14 protein-coding genes and 1 pseudogene are annotated in these 15,014 nt (G+C 75.1%); 5 read left to right on the plus strand and 10 right to left on the minus strand.

Annotated features, from left to right (window positions below):
- Positions 1-50: 50 nt before the first annotated feature.
- The 5 genes from ACFPP6_RS06645 to ACFPP6_RS06665 form a co-directional block, all read right to left on the minus strand.
- Entirely contained in the window at positions 51-557 is a 507-nt protein-coding gene (locus ACFPP6_RS06645; RefSeq protein ID WP_058042761.1) for a MarR family winged helix-turn-helix transcriptional regulator, read from the minus strand.
- A 72-nt stretch (positions 558-629) separates the two neighbouring features.
- Complete coding sequence (locus ACFPP6_RS06650) at positions 630-2,249, minus strand: FUSC family protein (RefSeq protein ID WP_382038158.1); 1,620 nt, start codon at positions 2,247-2,249, stop codon at positions 630-632.
- Positions 2,250-2,271: 22 nt separating this feature from the next.
- Positions 2,272-3,294, minus strand: coding sequence for an acyl-CoA dehydrogenase family protein (locus ACFPP6_RS06655; protein ID WP_382038160.1), 1,023 nt, complete (start codon positions 3,292-3,294; stop codon positions 2,272-2,274).
- 64 nt (positions 3,295-3,358) lie between these two features.
- Entirely contained in the window at positions 3,359-4,519 is a 1,161-nt protein-coding gene (locus ACFPP6_RS06660) for an acyl-CoA dehydrogenase family protein (protein ID WP_382038162.1), read from the minus strand.
- Positions 4,519-5,412 carry an enoyl-CoA hydratase gene (locus ACFPP6_RS06665; protein ID WP_382038163.1) on the minus strand — a complete coding sequence of 298 codons (894 nt, stop codon included), beginning with the start codon at positions 5,410-5,412 and terminating at the stop codon, positions 4,519-4,521. The genes ACFPP6_RS06660 and ACFPP6_RS06665 overlap by 1 nt, the downstream gene beginning before the upstream one ends.
- 45 nt (positions 5,413-5,457) lie before the next feature.
- Here ACFPP6_RS06665 and ACFPP6_RS06670 point away from each other — a divergent pair, with 45 nt between their 5' ends.
- Genes ACFPP6_RS06670 through ACFPP6_RS06680 form a run of 3 tightly spaced genes read left to right on the plus strand, consistent with a single transcriptional unit; the run spans position 5,458 to position 8,081 of the window.
- Positions 5,458-6,273, plus strand: a complete 816-nt coding sequence (locus tag ACFPP6_RS06670) for an SDR family oxidoreductase (protein WP_382038165.1) — start codon at positions 5,458-5,460, stop codon at positions 6,271-6,273.
- Positions 6,274-6,287: 14 nt separating this feature from the next.
- On the plus strand, positions 6,288-6,902 hold the full coding sequence (locus ACFPP6_RS06675) for a TetR/AcrR family transcriptional regulator (RefSeq protein WP_382038167.1): 615 nt from the start codon (positions 6,288-6,290) through the stop codon (positions 6,900-6,902).
- Between the two features lie 21 nt (positions 6,903-6,923).
- The gene (locus tag ACFPP6_RS06680; RefSeq protein ID WP_382038168.1) at positions 6,924-8,081 is read left to right on the plus strand and encodes an acetyl-CoA C-acetyltransferase; all 1,158 of its coding nucleotides are present in this window, start codon (positions 6,924-6,926) and stop codon (positions 8,079-8,081) included.
- A 3-nt stretch (positions 8,082-8,084) separates the two neighbouring features.
- Here the strand turns inward: ACFPP6_RS06680 and ACFPP6_RS06685 are convergent, their stop codons facing one another.
- Genes ACFPP6_RS06685 through ACFPP6_RS06700 form a run of 4 tightly spaced genes read right to left on the minus strand, consistent with a single transcriptional unit; the run spans position 8,085 to position 11,555 of the window.
- Complete coding sequence (locus ACFPP6_RS06685) at positions 8,085-9,143, minus strand: NAD(P)H-dependent flavin oxidoreductase (RefSeq protein ID WP_382038170.1); 1,059 nt, start codon at positions 9,141-9,143, stop codon at positions 8,085-8,087.
- The gene (locus tag ACFPP6_RS06690; RefSeq protein ID WP_382038172.1) at positions 9,140-9,892 is read right to left on the minus strand and encodes a CoA-transferase subunit beta; all 753 of its coding nucleotides are present in this window, start codon (positions 9,890-9,892) and stop codon (positions 9,140-9,142) included. The genes ACFPP6_RS06685 and ACFPP6_RS06690 overlap by 4 nt, the downstream gene beginning before the upstream one ends.
- Positions 9,889-10,737, minus strand: coding sequence for a CoA transferase subunit A (locus ACFPP6_RS06695; RefSeq protein WP_382038511.1), 849 nt, complete (start codon positions 10,735-10,737; stop codon positions 9,889-9,891). Before ACFPP6_RS06695 ends, ACFPP6_RS06690 begins: the two co-directional genes overlap by 4 nt.
- A gap of 32 nt (positions 10,738-10,769) precedes the next feature.
- Complete coding sequence (locus ACFPP6_RS06700) at positions 10,770-11,555, minus strand: enoyl-CoA hydratase family protein (RefSeq protein WP_382038174.1); 786 nt, start codon at positions 11,553-11,555, stop codon at positions 10,770-10,772.
- Between the two features lie 91 nt (positions 11,556-11,646).
- Between ACFPP6_RS06700 and ACFPP6_RS06705 the strand changes: the two genes are divergently transcribed.
- Both ACFPP6_RS06705 and ACFPP6_RS06710 read left to right on the plus strand, forming a co-directional pair.
- Positions 11,647-12,459 (plus strand): SDR family oxidoreductase, encoded by an 813-nt coding sequence (locus ACFPP6_RS06705; protein WP_382038175.1) that lies wholly within the window; start codon positions 11,647-11,649, stop codon positions 12,457-12,459.
- A complete protein-coding gene (locus ACFPP6_RS06710) occupies positions 12,456-13,358 on the plus strand; it encodes an SDR family oxidoreductase (RefSeq protein WP_382038177.1) in 903 nt (300 codons plus the stop codon). Before ACFPP6_RS06705 ends, ACFPP6_RS06710 begins: the two co-directional genes overlap by 4 nt.
- A gap of 32 nt (positions 13,359-13,390) precedes the next feature.
- Here the strand turns inward: ACFPP6_RS06710 and ACFPP6_RS06715 are convergent.
- Positions 13,391-14,661 (minus strand): annotated as a pseudogene (locus tag ACFPP6_RS06715) (tetratricopeptide repeat protein).
- Between the last annotated feature and the right edge of the window lie 353 nt (positions 14,662-15,014).

The following is a 15,014-nucleotide window of genomic DNA, read 5'->3' on the forward strand; positions in this document are numbered from 1 at the left end:
TACCCCTGGGGGGTACGGCCCGAAGCAGGCGTTGCGGAAGGTGCCGGAGGTCAGGGCTGCAGGCCGCCGAGCCGCCCCTCCAGCAGGACGAGCAGCTCGGCGAGCGTCGCGGCGAGATCGGCCCGGCGGTCCTCGCCGAGCCCTTCGAGGAGCGCGCTCTCGTAACCCAGCTGGTGCGGGATCAGCCGGTCGATGAGCTCCCGGCCCTCGTCCGTCAGGGACAGGTGGGCGACCCGGCGGTCGCGCTCGTCGGCGCGGCGGGCGACCAGGCAGCGCGCTTCGAGCACCCGCAGCCGCTTGGTGACGGCGGCCCCGGAGGCGAAGGTCTCCCGTGCGATCTGGCCCGGGGTGAGCTCCCGGCCCGTGCGCCGCAGGGTGCCGAGGATGTCGAACTCGGCCCGCGTCAGGCCCTCGCGCACCAGCGGGGCGTCCGTGGCCTGCTGGAGCAGCGCCGCGCAGCGGTTGAGCCGGCCGATCACGGCCATCGGCGCGGTGTCGAGTCCGGGGTGGACCTGCTGCCACTGCCGCAGCACGCGCGCGACGATGTCCTCGGTCACGTTGGTGATCCTTTCCAGTCGGTGCTCCGGGTAGATTCTGCCGTCCCCCCGGTGACCGTCCGGAGGGAGCCCTCACATCGGCGCCGCGCCGCCGCCCGGTGCGTGCCCCCGGGCGAGCGCGGCCAGTGCCCGGTGGCCGTCGTGCTCGGCACGGGCCACCCGCTCCCCGGGGACGGTCCGCTGCCGCCACTCGCCGGCCGCGGCGTCGGCCGCCTCCCGCAGGTCGACGAGGGCGGCCGCGAGCCGGTCGCGGGCGCGGTCCGCCTCGTGGGCGCCGGAACCGGCCGCCACGGCGAGGGCCGCGGCGTGCGCCTCGGACACCCGGACCACGGCGGCGTCGACCCGGTCCGCCGCCCGCCGGTTGGTGACCAGCGCGCAGACGAGCAGGCCCGCCGCCGCGCCGACGAGCGTATCGGTCCACCGGTCGCCGACCAGCTCCCCGGCGGGGCGGCTGCCGCCGAATTCGGTCAGCAAAAGGGCCATCGGGGTGACGCAGACCGTCCCGAGCCAGTAGTTGCGGGAGATGAGCGCCTCGGCGCCGGCGACCAGGGCGAGGACGGCCAGGACCATGGCCGCCTGCCCGGTGCGCACGAGGGGCACCAGCGTGGCGAAGAGCGCGACGCCGAGGAGGTTGCCCAGCACCCGCTGCAGCGCGCGCTGCCCGGACGGTGCGCCGCCGGCCTGCACGACCGAGGCGGCGCTGACCACGGCCCAGTACGGGTGGCCGACCCCGCAGGCGAGCGAGGCCCAGCCGGCCAGGGCGGAACCGGCGAGCACGCGGGCGCCCGTGGGCAGCAGCGGGGACAGCGGGAGGGGCCCGGGCGGCACCGCGCCGGGGCCGGGTGCGGCAGGGGCGTCCCCGGGCAGGGCGTGGCCCTTGCGCAGGGCCAGGGCCCAGGCCTGCCAGGGCCCGGTGTCCGGGGTGGCGTCCGGGGCGGCGTCCGCCGCGGGGGACCGGCCTGCGTCCGTGCCGCCGCGTCCGTGCGCCGCCGCCTCCCTGCGGACGAGCTCGGCGTGCACGTGGGCGCGCACCGTCGCGGGTGCGCGCAGCAGCGCCTGCCAGGCGGCGTGGCGCGCGCGGGCCGGGTCCGCCGCCTCCGCCGTGTGAGCGCCGGCCAGCCGTGCCGCGGCCTCCAGGGCGCGGGCGGCGGCGATGCGCTCGGGGCCGTGCGGGCGGACGAGGGCGGGTGCCATGCAGACCAGCCACGCCCACAGGCCGCAGGCCGCCGTCAGGCCGACGTGGAGCGGGAGGTCCGCGGCGCGCTGCGGTGCGAAGCACGCCGACGCCGTGACGAACGTGAGGACGATGTGGCCCGGCGGGCCGGTGCGGGTGGCGTCGCAGGCGGTCTTCTGCGCGGCGGCGAGCACGGCCGCGACCGCCACCAGGACGGCGGGGGACGGCGCCAGGGCCGCGGCGGCCAGGGCCGCGCCGACGCCCGCGGTCATGCCGAGCACCACCAGGGCGAGGAAGCGGGCGCGCGCCGCGTACGGGCGGTCATGGCCGAAGAGCGCGCACAGGGCTCCGGCGGAGGTGTAGAGCGCGAGATCCAGCCGGTCGGCGGCGAGCAGGGCGGCGTACGGGACCGCCATCGCCACGACGCCGCTGAGGGCCGACTTGTACCAGATGTCCGCAGGCCGGCCGATCCGGAGGGCGGCCTGCAGGGACCCGGGCAGCGGGGAGCGTCTGAGCATGCCCAAAAGATTAGCAAGTGTTTTACAGAGAAAATAAATCGAGAGTGCGGGCCCGGCAGGCCGCCGGCGACCCCCAGGCCGACCGCAGCGCCCGCGCCTTGCCCAGCCACAGCGACAGGTCGTACTCCGCGGTGTAGCCGATCGCGCCGTGCAGCTGCAGGGCGGCCCGGGCCGCGCCGTAGGCGGCGTCGGACGCCGCCGCCTTCGCGGCGGCGACCTCCGCCCCCGCCCCCGGAGCCTCCGCCGCCAGGGCCACGGCCGCGCCGTACACGAGCGGCCCGGCGAACTCCAGGCCCACGCGTACGTCCGCCAGCCGGTGCTTGACCGCCTGGAAGGCGCCGACCGGCACGCCGAACTGCTTGCGCTGCCGCACGTACCCCACCGTCCGCTCCAGCAGGGCCAGCCCCACGCCCAGCACCTGCGCGGCCGTCGCGAACGCCGCCCAGTCGGCGGCGAGCCGCGCCGCCTCGCGCACCGCCCGCCCCGCGGCCACCGGCTCCGCGCCGCACCGCGGCAGGGCGAGCCGCCGCGCCGGGTCCAGCGAGGGCTGGACGGGGCCGTGGCCGGTGGCCAGGAGGAGGTCGTCCGGGCCGCCCGGCGCGACGAACACCCCGTCGCACACGTCCGCGTCCAGCGCGTACGGGCTTCCGCCCGGTGCGCCCGGCAGGGCCGCCGTCACCCGGGCCCCGCCGTCGCACACGCGCGGCAGCCAGGCCTCCGCGAGGACCGGCCGGCCCGCCTCGGCCAGCCGCGCGAGCAGCACCGAGACGGCGGCCGTCTCCACGACCGGACCCGGCACCGCGTGCCGGCCCAGCTCCGTGAAGGCAACCGCCGCCTCCACCGGCAGCGGCCCCGCGCCGCCGAACGCCTCGGGCACGGCCAGCCCGAAGACCCCGGCCCGCGCCAGCCGCTCCCACACCGCGAGCCCCGGCCCGTGGTCGCCCCGCGCCCAGGCCCGAACGGCCGCCGGGGTGTCCGCCGCGCCCAGCATCCGGCCGAGCGTCCGCCCGAACTCCCGCTGCTCGCCGTCGAGTGAGAACCTCATGCCGGCCACCCCCGTACGGCACGCGCCCGTGCCCGTACGGCCGGTGGAACGTCCTGTGCACCCCTCATGCCCGCCGCCCCTTCGGAAGCCCCAGCAGCCGCTCCGCGACGATGTCCCGCTGGATCTCGTTCGTGCCCGCGTACACCGGCCCCGCCAGGGCGAAGACGAAGCCCTCCGCCCAGCCGCCGTGCGCCGGGGCGTCGCCCGCCGGTCCGGCCAGCTCGCCGTACGGGCCGAGCAGGTCGAGCGCCGTCTCGTGCAGCGCCAGGTCCAGTTCCGACCAGAACAGCTTGGTGAGGCTCGGCTCGGCACCCCGCGGCCCGTCCGCCGCGCACGCGTACCCGTACAGCTGGTAGGCGCGCGCCCGCACCACCGCGTCGGCCACCCGGTCGCGCAGCGCCGTGTCCCCGGGGTCGGCGGCCACCCGCCACAGGGCGACCAGCCGGCGCGCGGCCGCCACGTAGCGGCCCGGGCTGCGCAGGGTGAGGCCGCGCTCGCTGCCCGCGGTGCTCATGGCGACGCGCCAGCCGTCGCCGGGCGTGCCGACGACGTCCCGGTCGGGCACGAACACCTCGTCCAGGAAGATCTCGGCGAACGCGGGCCTGCCGTCGAGGCGGCCGACCGGGCGCACCCGCACCCCCTCCGCGTCCAGCCCGAACATCGCGTAGGTCAGGCCCTCGTGGGGCCGGCCGGCGCTCGCGTGGCTGCGGAACAGCCCGAAGGCGCGGTCGGCGAACGCGGCCCGCGACGACCAGGTCTTCTGCCCGCTGAGCAGCCAGCCGCCGGCCGTGCGCACCGCGACCGACCGCAGGGACGCGAGGTCCGACCCGGCCTCGGGCTCGGACCACGCCTGCGCCCACACCGTCTCCCCGCTCGCCGTCGCCGGCAGGATCCGGGCCCGCTGCTCCTGCGTGCCGTGTTCGAGGAGCGTCGGGGCGAGCAGGCCGATGCCGTTCTGGGAGACACGGGCGGGTGCGCCCGCCGCCCAGTACTCCTCCTCGAAGACCAGCCACTCCAGGAACGACCGCCCCCGGCCTCCGTACGCGGCCGGCCAGGCGACGGCCGACCAGCGGTCCGCGTGCAGCGTCCGTTCCCACGCGCGGTGTTCGGCGAAGCCCTCCTCGGTCTCCGGCGAGGCGAGCGGGGTGCGGGGGACGTGCCCGGCGAGCCAGGCGCGGGCCTCCGCGCGGAAGTCCTCCTGCCCGGGCGTGAGGTCCAGGTCCATCAGGCGCCGTCCGTCCCGGCCGCCCTCGCCTTCATCGTGCGCACGTCCATCCCGGCGAGGGGGCCGGCGGAGGTCTCGGCGTTGTGCGCGTGCGCGAGGTGGTGCAGGGCGAACGCCGCGTCGAGACCGCCGTGCAGGCCCTGGAGGTCCTCGGCCTGGTTGACGGCGCGCTTGGCGAGGGCCAGGCCCATGCGGGGCATCGCGGCCACGTGCCCGGCGAGTTCGCGGGTGCGGGCGGCGAGCTGCTCGCGGGGCACCACGCGGTTGACCATGCCGAGCTCGCGGGCGCGGTGCGCGCCCATCCGGTCGCCCGTGTAGAGGAGTTCCTTCGCGACGCGCGGCGGCAGCACCCAGGGGTGCGCGAAGTACTCCACGCCGGGGATGCCCATCCGGACCACCGGGTCGGCGAAGAAGGCGTCCTCGCTCGCGACGATCAGATCGCAGACCCAGGCCAGCATCAGGCCGCCCGCCACGCAGGCGCCCTGCACCGAGGCGATCAGCGGCTTGGGGATCTCGCGCCAGCGGCGGCACATGCCCAGGTACACCTCGGACTCGCGCGCGAAGCGGCTCTCCGCACCCTCCTTGTCCGAGTGGTCCCACCACAGGCCCGCCCGGCGGGAGTGCGGCAGGTGGGCGTCGCGGCCGGGCGTGCCGATGTCGTGGCCGGACGAGAAGTGCTCGCCCGCGCCCGCCAGGACGATCACCTTGACCCCGTCGTCCGCCGAGGCCTCGTAGAAGGCCCCGTCCAGGGCGTACGTCATCGCGGAGTTCTGGGCGTTGCGGTACGCGGGCCGGTTCATGGTGACGGTCGCGACGGGGCCGCTGCGTTCGTAGCGCACCACGGGGCCGGCGGGGTCCTGCCGGCCGTCGGTCGTCACAGGGTCAGTGGTCATCAACCATCCTTCCCTAACAAGTGTTTGGTAGGCTAACGTACGGCCATGAGCAGCGTCGAGGAGTCCACCGCTGTCCGGCCGGCCCCGCCGCCCTACCTCCCCGCCCACGAGCTGCTGTCCGGCCGCACGGCCGTCATCACCGCCGCGGCCGGTGCCGGGATCGGCTCCGCCACCGCCCGCCGGTTCCTGGAGGAGGGCGCCCGCGTGGTGCTCGGAGACCGGCACGCGCGCCGGCTGCGCGTCGCCGTCGCCGACCTGAGCGAGGAGTTCGGCGCCCGCCACGTCGCCGGACGGCCCTGCGACGTCACCGACGAAGCGCAGGTCACGGCCCTGTTCGAGCTGGCCGAGGAGCGGCACGGCGGCCTCGACGTCGTCGTCAACAACGCCGGCCTCGGGGGCACCGCCGATCTCGCCGACATGACCGACGAGCAGTGGGACGCCGTCGTCGGCACCACCCTCGGCGGCACGTTCCGCTGCACCCGCGCCGCACTGCGCCGGATGCGCGCCCGGGGGACCGGCGGCGTCGTCGTCAACAACGCCTCCGTCGTGGGCTGGCGCGCCCAGCAGGGCCAGGCCCACTACGCGGCCGCCAAGGCCGGCGTCATGGCGCTCACCCGCTGCGCGGCGGTGGAGGCGGCCGCCTACGGCGTGCGCGTCAACGCCGTCGCGCCGAGCCTCGCCCTGCACCCCCACCTGGCGAAGGTCACCACGCCGGAGCTGCTGGAGGAGCTGGCCCGGCGCGAGGCGTTCGGCCGGGCCGCCGAGCCCTGGGAGGTCGCCAACGTCATCGTCTTCCTCGCCAGCGGCTACTCCTCGTACATGACCGGCGAGACGGTCTCCGTCAGCAGCCAGCGCGCGTGACCGACAATGGCACCGTGCCGAACAGCAAGAAGACCGCCACCGAGCGGCCCGCGCCCGAGCGGCGCGGAGAGCTCCTCGCGACCGCCGCCGAGGTGTTCGCCGCGCAGGGCTACAACGCCACCACCGTGCGCCGGATCGCCGAGGAGGCGGGGCTGCTGGCGGGCAGCCTCTACTACCACTTCGACTCCAAGGAGTCGATGCTGGACGAGATCCTCTCCGCCTTCCTCGACGAGCTGTGGGCCGGCTACGACGCCGTGCTCGCCGCCGGGCTCGGCCCCCGCGCGACCCTGGAGGCCCTGGTGGCCGAGTCCTTCCGGGAGATCGACCGGCACCGCCCCGCCGTCGCCATCTACCAGAAGGAGTCGCGGCACCTCGCCGCCCTGCCGCGCTTCGCCTACCTCGCCGAGTCGCAGCGCAGGTTCGAGGAGGTGTGGCTCGGCACGATCGAGCGCGGCGCGGCCGAGGGCGCCTTCCGCGCCGACCTGGACGCCCGCCTCGCCTACCGGTTCCTGCGCGACACCGTGTGGGTCGCCGCGTCCTGGTACCGGCCGGGCGGGCGGCTCCCGGCCGAGGAGATCGCCCGCCAGTATCTGTCGATGGTCCTGGACGGCATCGCCGTGCGGGAGTGACCGGTTGGAGGAGCAGCAGCCATGGCCGAGGCCTACATCGTCGGAGCGGTCCGCACCCCCGTCGGCCGGCGCGGGGGCGGGCTCTCCGCCGTCCATCCCGCCGACCTCGGCGCGCACGTCCTGCGCGCCCTGATGGCCCGCACGGGCGTCGACCCGGCCGCCGTCGAGGACGTCGTCCTCGGCTGCCTCGACGCCGTCGGCCCGCAGGCCGGGGACATCGCCCGGACGAGCTGGCTGGCCGCCGGGCTGCCCGAGGAGGTCCCCGGCGTCACCGTCGACCGGCAGTGCGGCTCCGGCCAGCAGGCCGTCCACTTCGCCGCCCAGGCCGTCCTCTCCGGCACCCAGGACCTCGTCGTCGCGGGCGGCGTCCAGAACATGTCGCAGATCCCGATCGCCTACGCCGTCCACCGCGCGGCCGTCCCGCTCGGCCTCACCGAGGGCCCCTTCGCCGGCTCGGAGGGCTGGCGGGCGCGCTACGGCGACCGGCCCGTCAGCCAGTTCCACGGGGCCGAGCTCATCGCCCGGCAGTGGGGCATCACGCGCACCGCCATGGAGGAGTACGCGCTGCTCTCGCACCGCAGGGCCGTGCGCGCCGCCGACGAGGGCCGCTTCGACCGCGAACTCGCCCCCTGCGGCGGGCTGACGGCCGACGAAGGCCCCCGCCGGGACACCTCCCCGGAGAAGATGGCCGCGCTGAAGCCGGTGGTGGACGGCGGCCGGCTCACGGCCGCCCTCTCCTCCCAGATATCCGACGGGGCGGCGGCCCTGCTGCTCGCGAGCGAGCGCGCCGTGCGCGACCACGGGCTGACGCCGCGCGCCCGCGTCCACCACCTGTCCGTACGCGGCGAGGACCCGATCCGCATGCTGACGGCGCCCGTCCCGGCGACCGCCCACGCGCTGAAGAAGGCCGGGCTGACGATGGCGGACATCGACCTCGTCGAGATCAACGAGGCCTTCGCCTCCGTCGTCCTGGCCTGGGTGCAGGAGACCGGCGCCGACCCGGAGAAGGTCAACGTCAACGGCGGCGCCATCGCCCTGGGCCACCCCCTGGGCGCGACCGGCGCCAAGCTGATGACCACGCTCCTGCACGAACTCGAGCGCACGGGCGGCCGCTACGGCCTGCAGACGATGTGCGAGGGCGGTGGTCAGGCCAACGTGACGGTCATCGAGCGGTTGTGAGGGCTACGGGGCGGCTGCCTGCGCCCTGAGCGCCGCCAGTACCTCCTCCGCCTCCGCCATCACGCGCCCGACCAGCTCGGCGCACGTCGGCAGGTCGTCGATGACACCGGCGACCTGCCCCGAGGCCATCACCCCCACGTCCGTGCGGCCGTCCACCATCGCGGCCCGCAGCAGCACCGGCGTGTTCGCCGCCATCAGCACCTGACTCCACGTCAGCTCGCGTCCGTGGCGCATCGCCAGGCCGTCGCGCACCATCGCCGCCCAGCCCGTCCCCGACAGCGCCCGGAAGGCGGCCGCGTGCCGCAGCGACCGGACGAGCCCGCCGAGCCGCCCCGAGCGCTCCAGCCCCGCGACGAAGGGCGTGCGCAGCATCCGGTGGGGGAGACCGTCGACCTTCGTCGTGACCGTGACGTCCCGCACCGTCGCCGCCAGGTACGCCGCCTTCACCGCGTCGGGCACCGTGCTGTCCGCGGTCAGCAGGAAGCGCGTGCCCATGGCGACCCCCGCCGCGCCGAACGCCAGGGCCGCCACCAGCCCGCGCCCGTCGCGGAAGCCGCCCGCCGCCACGACCGGGATGCCCACCGCGTCCACCACCTGCGGCAGCAGGACCGACGTCGCGACCTGCCCCGTGTGGCCGCCGCCCTCCGCGCCCTGCACCACGACCGCGTCCGCGCCCCAGGCCGCCACCTTCTCGGCGTGCCGCCGCGCCCCCACCGACGGGACGACGACCACCCCGGCGTCCTTCAGGCGGGCGATCAGCTCCCGGGACGGGGCGAGCGCGAACGACGCGACCCGCACGCCCTCCTCGATCAGGATGTCCACGCGTTCCCGGGCGTCGCCCGCGTCCGCCCGCAGATTGACCCCGAACGGCTGCCGGGTGCGGGAACGCACCTTCCTGACGGCCGCCCTGAGCCCGTCGGGCGTCATCGTGGCCGAGCCCAGGATGCCGAGCGCACCCGCCTCCGCCACCGCCGACACCAGGCGCGGGCCCGCCACCCAGCCCATGCCCGTCTGGACGAGCGGATGCCGTACGCCCACCAGGTCGGTCAGGGCCGTCCTCACCCCCGTACCTCCCGCGCGCGCAGCCCGTCCGGGTCGATGACCTCGCGGATCAGCCGCAGCTCCTCGGCGGAGGGCAGGCGGGTGCGCGGCACGTCCTGGGGGACCTCCAGGGGGAACCCGGTGGCCGCCCGCAGCTCGGCGGCCGTCACGCCGGGGTGCAGGGAGCGGACCCGCATCGTGCGGTCCGGCGTCTCGAAGTCGAGGACGGCCAGGTCGGTGACCACGCGCGGGATGCGGTGGAAGCGCGTCGCCGACGGCCCCGCGGCCGCCGCCCGGTCGTAGCCGACGCCGCTGACCATGTCGACCTTCTCGACCAGGACGCGCGGGGAGTGCCGCGGGATCCAGTAACTCGTCGGGTTGTTCAGGGTGTTGGCCGGTGCCCCGCGCACGCCGAGCAGCTGCCGGTCGGGGCGGTGCCAGTCGCCGACGCAGGAGATGTTCTGGTTGCCGTGCCGGTCGAGCTGGGCCGCCCCCATCATCACGTGCCGCCGCCCGCCCGCGACCACGGCCAGGTGCCGCCGGAACGGCAGCCATCCCTCGACCGCCCGGGGCTCGGCGCCCAGCGCGGGCACGTCGGCCATCAGCAGCGCCTCCCCGTCCGTGAGCAGCAGGTCCGGGGCGAAGGTGAGCCGCGCGAGCCGCGCCCCGATCGCCGGGACCACGCCCATCGGGCTGGCCAGGATCTCCCCGTCGCCGCGCCACGCCTCCGCGCATGCCACGACGCACACCTCGGCCCGTCCGGCGCTCACGCCGAGCCCTCGGTGAAGTCGTCGACCGCGGCGCGGTAGGCGTCCTCGTCCCCCGACAGGAAGCGGTCGGCGAACTCCCGCCAGGTGCCCGGGTCGGCCGCCGCCGCGGCGTACGCGGCCTGGAACGCCTCGTCCCGGCCGTAGTCCGGCACGCAGGAGGTGAAGTGCGCCCCGCCGGGCGCCTCGACGACGCCGTTGACGCAGCTCCGCTGCACGAGCAGGGTCTGCGGGCCGCCGCCCTCGGCGAACCCGGCGCTGTCGACCACCCGTTCGCAGGAGACGTACGCCTCGCGCGCCGCCTCGCAGAACAGGTCGTCGAAGTACGGGTCCGGGCCCAGGTACTGGGCGTTGCCGCGCGCGTCCGCCCGGTTCAGGTGCACGAGCGCCGCGTCCAGCGTGAGCGCAGGGACGGCGACGAGCTCCTCCCCGTCCTCGTACGGCGACGTCACCGTGCGCAGGCGGGGGTTGACGGTCATGACGTCCGAGCCGAGGCCCGCGCGTACGGGCAGGAACGGCAGCCGGTGCGCCGCGGCCGTCAGCCCCCACATGAACATCGCCTCGTCCAGCTCGACGAGTTCGACGTCCCCGCGCTGCCGGGCGGCGCGGAAGTGCGGTTCGAGCGGGATCGAGTCGAGCGTCGCGAAGGCCGCGACGAGCTTGCGGACCCGGCCCGCGGCCACCAGCAGGCCGACGTCCGGGCCGCCGTAGGAGACCACGGTCAGGTCGCGGACGTCCGAGCGCAGCAGGGCCCTGACGAGGGCCATCGGCTTGCGCCGGGAGCCCCAGCCGCCGATGCCGACGGTCATCCCGCTCCGCAGGTGCGCCACCGCCTCGTCGGCGGTCATCGTCTTGTCCGCGGTCGCCGCCTTGTCGCCGTTCACGGTTCCTCCCGCCCCTTCCGGTTGCCGCGGTCGCCCCGGTCGCCGCCGGAGCCGAACGCCTCGCGGAGGCGGTCGCCGACGCCGCACAGGCCCGCCTCGAAGGTGAAGCCCTGCTCGTAGCGGTAGCTGCGGCGCACGTCCACCGGGTCGATGCCGTTGAGCGCGGCCTTCGCCAGGCGCAGCAGCGACCCGTCCTTGGCGGCGATCTCCCCGGCCAGCTCCAGGGCGGCCGCGCGGAGCGCGTCGCGCGGCACGACACGCCAGACGGATCCGTGCCGGTGCAGCTCCTGCGCGGTGACCGTGCGCGAGGTGAAGTAGAGCGTGCGCATCAGGTGCTGCGGGACGAGCCTGGCCAGGTGCGTGGCGGCGCCGAGCGCGCCCCGGTCCAGCTCGGGCAGGCCGAACGTGGCGTCCTCGGAGGCGACGACGGCGTCGGCGTTGCCGGCCAGGCCGACGCCGCCGCCCAGGCAGAAGCCGTGCACGGCGGCGATCACCGGCACCTGGCAGTCGTAGACCGCGGAGAAGGCCGCCGCGCAGGCGTGGTTGGCGCCGATCAGCGCCTCGTGGCCGGGGGAGTCCCGGATCTCCTTGAGGTCCACGCCGGCGTTGAAGCCGCGCCCGGCGGCGGCCAGCACGACACAGCGGACCGCGGGGTCGGCGCCGGCCGCGCCGACCGCTCCCGCCAGGTCGTACCAGCCCCGCACGGGCAGGGCGTTGACGGGCGGGAAGTCCACGGTGACGACGGCGACGGCCGGTTCGGGGCGAGAGGTGGAGACACTCATCGGAGGATCCGCTACCTTTCCACCAAACGTTTGTTAGGCGGTAATGCTGGTTCACGGTAGCAGCGGACGACCCGCCGCGGGAGGTGGCGCGATGCCGGGCGGTACGGAGGCGGGGCCGAAGCCCCCAAGGGCGCGCACCGTCGTCGTCACCGGCGGCACGCGCGGCGTGGGGGCGGGCATCGCCCGGGCCTTCCTGCGCACCGGCGCACGCGTCGTCGTCTGCGCCCGCCGCCCGCCGGAGCGGCCCGTCACGGCGGCCGGGCGCACAGCCCGCCACCTGCCCGCGGACCTGCGCGAACCGGCCGCCGTCACCGCCCTCTTCGACCGGGTGGCCCACGAGTACGGGCGCCTGGACGTCCTCGTGAACAACGCGGGCGGCACGCCCTTCCGGCTGCTCGACGGGGCCGGTGCGGAACGCCACGCGCGCGTCATCGGCCTCAACCTCGTCGCACCGCTGACCGCGTCGCTCGCCGCGTACCCCCTGCTGCGCGAACGGCCGGACGGCGGCTGCATCCTGATGGTCGGCAGCGTGAGCGGCACCCGACCCTCGCCGGGCACTGCCGCCTACGGCGCCGCCAAGGCCGGACTGCACAGCCTCGCCCGCACCATGGCCGTCGAATGGGCCCCCGCCGTCCGCGTCAACACCCTCGTCCTCGGCATGGTGCGCACCGAGTCCGCCCACCTCCACTACGGGGACGCCGACGGCCTCGCCGCCGTCGCCCGCACCGTGCCCGCGGGGCGGCTCGCCGAGCCCGACGAGGTCGGCGCCGCCGCCGTCTTCCTCGCCTCCGCCGGCGCCGCCCACATCACCGGCGCCGACCTGCTCGTCCACGGCGGCGGCGAACGGCCCGCGTTCCTCTCCGCCGCCACCGTCAACCACGACCACGAGGAGCCCCCGACATGACCGGAATCTGCGCCGGACGCGTCGCCGCCGTCACCGGCGCCGGCCGCGGCCTGGGCCGGGCGCACGCCCTCGCCCTCGCGGCCGAAGGTGCACGGGTCGTCGTGAACGAACTGCCGGGGAACTCGGCCGGCGAGGCGCGGCGCGTCGTCGACGAGATCCGCGAGCGGGGCGGCGAAGCCGTGGTGCACAGCGGCGACGTCTCCACGGACGACGGTGCTGCCGCCCTCGTCGCCGCCGCCCTGGATGCCTACGGCCGGCTCGACACGCTCGTCAACAACGCGGGCATCCTGCGCGACCGGATGCTCGTCAACCTCGGCGAGGACGACTGGGACGCCGTCGTCGCCGTGCACCTCAAGGGCCACTTCCTGCCGCTGCGGCACGCCGCCGCGCACTGGCGGGCCGAGCACAAGGCCGGGCGCACGCCGCAGGCGCGCATCGTCAACACCACGTCGGGGGCCGGGCTGCTCGGCAGCGTCGGGCAGGCCAACTACGCCGCCGCCAAGGCCGGCATCGTCGCCCTGACCCTCGTCGCCGCCGCCGAACTGGCCCGCTACGGCGTCCAGGCCAACGCCGTCGCCCCCGCCGCCCGCACCCGCATGACCGAACGCACCTTCGCCGCGACCATGGCCGCACCGGAACACGGCTTCGACGCCATGGCCCCCGCCAACGTCTCCCCGCTCGTGGTCTGGCTCGCCTCGGCCCACTCGGCCGGCGTCACCGGCCAGGTCTTCGCCGCGGAAGCCGGCCGCATCACCGTCATGGAGGGCTGGCACCCGGGCCCGGTCACCGACAAGGGCGACCGCTGGACGCCGAAGGAGGCGGGGGAGGCGGTCCGCAGCCTGCTGAGGGGGGCGCGGGCGCCGGGGGCGGTGTACGGGACGGGGGGTCCGGGGGCTTGAGGGGGGGGCGGTGCTGCTCCCGCTCATCTTCTTCACGTATGCGTCTTGAGCGCGGCGACTTCGGAGATGCGGGGGGGGGAGAGAGAGAGTTCGCGTACGGCCTGCGCGTTCATAAACGGCTTGAGGCGGAGCCGCATCGTATCGAAATGCTCGTCTCCTCGGGCCGATGAGATGTGTTCGTAGTCGTCCAGGAATCGAGCCCATGACTGGCAGGCGGCATCGAGGTGGCCGTACTCGAGTTGCCGTTGCGCGAGCAGCCCGTAGAAGTGAACTCGTCCCTGCCGCTCACCAGAAGGCTGTACCTTCAAGGCTTGCTGCAACGCCTTGATCGAGCCCGGTAGATCCTTGCCCTCATACAGCACGTGGGAGACATGGAAGGCGTAGGCGGACTGGTCGTACCCACCGATTGACTCCCGCCTGTTATCGGCCTTCATCAGAGCCGTCTCTGTCGCCGCCAACAGGATGCGCGCCCGGCGCTGGTCACCCACCATCGAAGTGGCGTGCGCTTGCTGACCTGTGAGGAATGCCTGAAGCCGCGGCCCGGCCTTCGGGGCTGCTTCGGCTGCCGCGTCAGCAAGCTTGAGCGCCAGCGGCCCATACCCGAGATTGGATGCCTGCAGACTCATGCCTCGCAGTGTGCGGCAGTACGTCACGTGGTCCTCAGCGTGGCCAGCCAGCTTCAACGCCCGGGTGTAGTAGGTCTGGGCAGTGCCGTGGTCCCGCTCGTACATGGCCATCCATCCGGTGAGGTAGACCAAGTCCGATGCTGCCGCCAGCATGTCCTGCTTCACTGCGGTGGTGGCTTCTGCGCGAAGCCATGGGACGACTGTGTTGACCAGAAATGCCGCCGCCATCGGCCGTGCGTGTGCTCCGCCGAGGTCGTCGCAGCCTGAGCAGAATTGGCGAACAGGGGCACGGTGAGAGCTGCGGAGAACAAACTGGCCGCGGCGATGACTCCACGGCGCGACGGGTCCATGTCGGCCCTTCCGAGGTCGACGATCTCCTCGGCCGTGTCGACACCGGGTGGAGGCTGGTCGTAGGGGGCGAGTGGTGGTCCGGCTTCTGCGTGAGTCACCGTGCGGTGCAACTTGCGCGAGAACGCCTCGACGATCAGGCGCCTGACCGGCGGTTGTGGCGTAGTGCCCCGGACCCAGTGCGACACCGCTGATTGGTCGTAGGGGAGCGCCAATCCCGCCTCGGCACCCATACGATTGATGATGCGTGCGAACTGGGCGCGGGACCACCGTGCCTTGTTGAGCAGACGGGCCACGCCCTCGTTGGGTGTCCGCACTCGGCTGACCATGTTTCAGCTCCAAACGCTGCGTCGCGTTCATGGCTTTCATGCTTCGGTTGTCCCCTCACGGTACCGCCGTGTGGAGCCGTGCGGTTACGTGGAGAAAGGAGAGATCGCCAGCCGCAGGTCCACGTGGCCGGCGTACGGATCCACGTGAGCCCGTGCCGTGAGTGCATCGCCCTGGCTGCTGACCTGAGAGAGGCCCGAGAAGGCGGGGACGACATCGGAGTGATGGTGTTGCGTGCCCGGATTGCGAAGCACGACCAGCGCCTCCTCCCTGGCACAGGGGCAGGCGACAATCCCCCGCCCGGTGCGTTTGCGTGACGGCCGACGGCCGGGCGGGTGGGCCACCGCACGACGGC

It is taken from the genome of Streptomyces aureoversilis, assembly GCF_042657885.1.
GTDB classification, from domain to species: Bacteria; Actinomycetota; Actinomycetes; order Streptomycetales; family Streptomycetaceae; genus Streptomyces; species Streptomyces aureoversilis.

Bases quoted from the DNA above. Each gene is read 5' to 3' on its own strand.
- ACFPP6_RS06650 (WP_382038158.1), bottom strand. From the start codon at position 2,249: ATGCTCAGACGCTCCCCGCTGCCCGGGTCCCTGCAGGCCGCCCTCCGG.
- ACFPP6_RS06655 (WP_382038160.1), bottom strand. From the start codon at position 3,294: ATGAGGTTCTCACTCGACGGCGAGCAGCGGGAGTTCGGGCGGACGCTC.
- ACFPP6_RS06660 (WP_382038162.1), bottom strand. From the start codon at position 4,519: ATGGACCTGGACCTCACGCCCGGGCAGGAGGACTTCCGCGCGGAGGCC.
- ACFPP6_RS06665 (WP_382038163.1), bottom strand. From the start codon at position 5,412: ATGACCACTGACCCTGTGACGACCGACGGCCGGCAGGACCCCGCCGGC.
- ACFPP6_RS06670 (WP_382038165.1), top strand. From the start codon at position 5,458: ATGAGCAGCGTCGAGGAGTCCACCGCTGTCCGGCCGGCCCCGCCGCCC.
- ACFPP6_RS06680 (WP_382038168.1), top strand. From the start codon at position 6,924: ATGGCCGAGGCCTACATCGTCGGAGCGGTCCGCACCCCCGTCGGCCGG.
- ACFPP6_RS06695 (WP_382038511.1), bottom strand. From the start codon at position 10,737: ATGACCGCCGACGAGGCGGTGGCGCACCTGCGGAGCGGGATGACCGTC.
- ACFPP6_RS06700 (WP_382038174.1), bottom strand. From the start codon at position 11,555: ATGAGTGTCTCCACCTCTCGCCCCGAACCGGCCGTCGCCGTCGTCACC.
- ACFPP6_RS06705 (WP_382038175.1), top strand. From the start codon at position 11,647: ATGCCGGGCGGTACGGAGGCGGGGCCGAAGCCCCCAAGGGCGCGCACC.
- ACFPP6_RS06710 (WP_382038177.1), top strand. From the start codon at position 12,456: ATGACCGGAATCTGCGCCGGACGCGTCGCCGCCGTCACCGGCGCCGGC.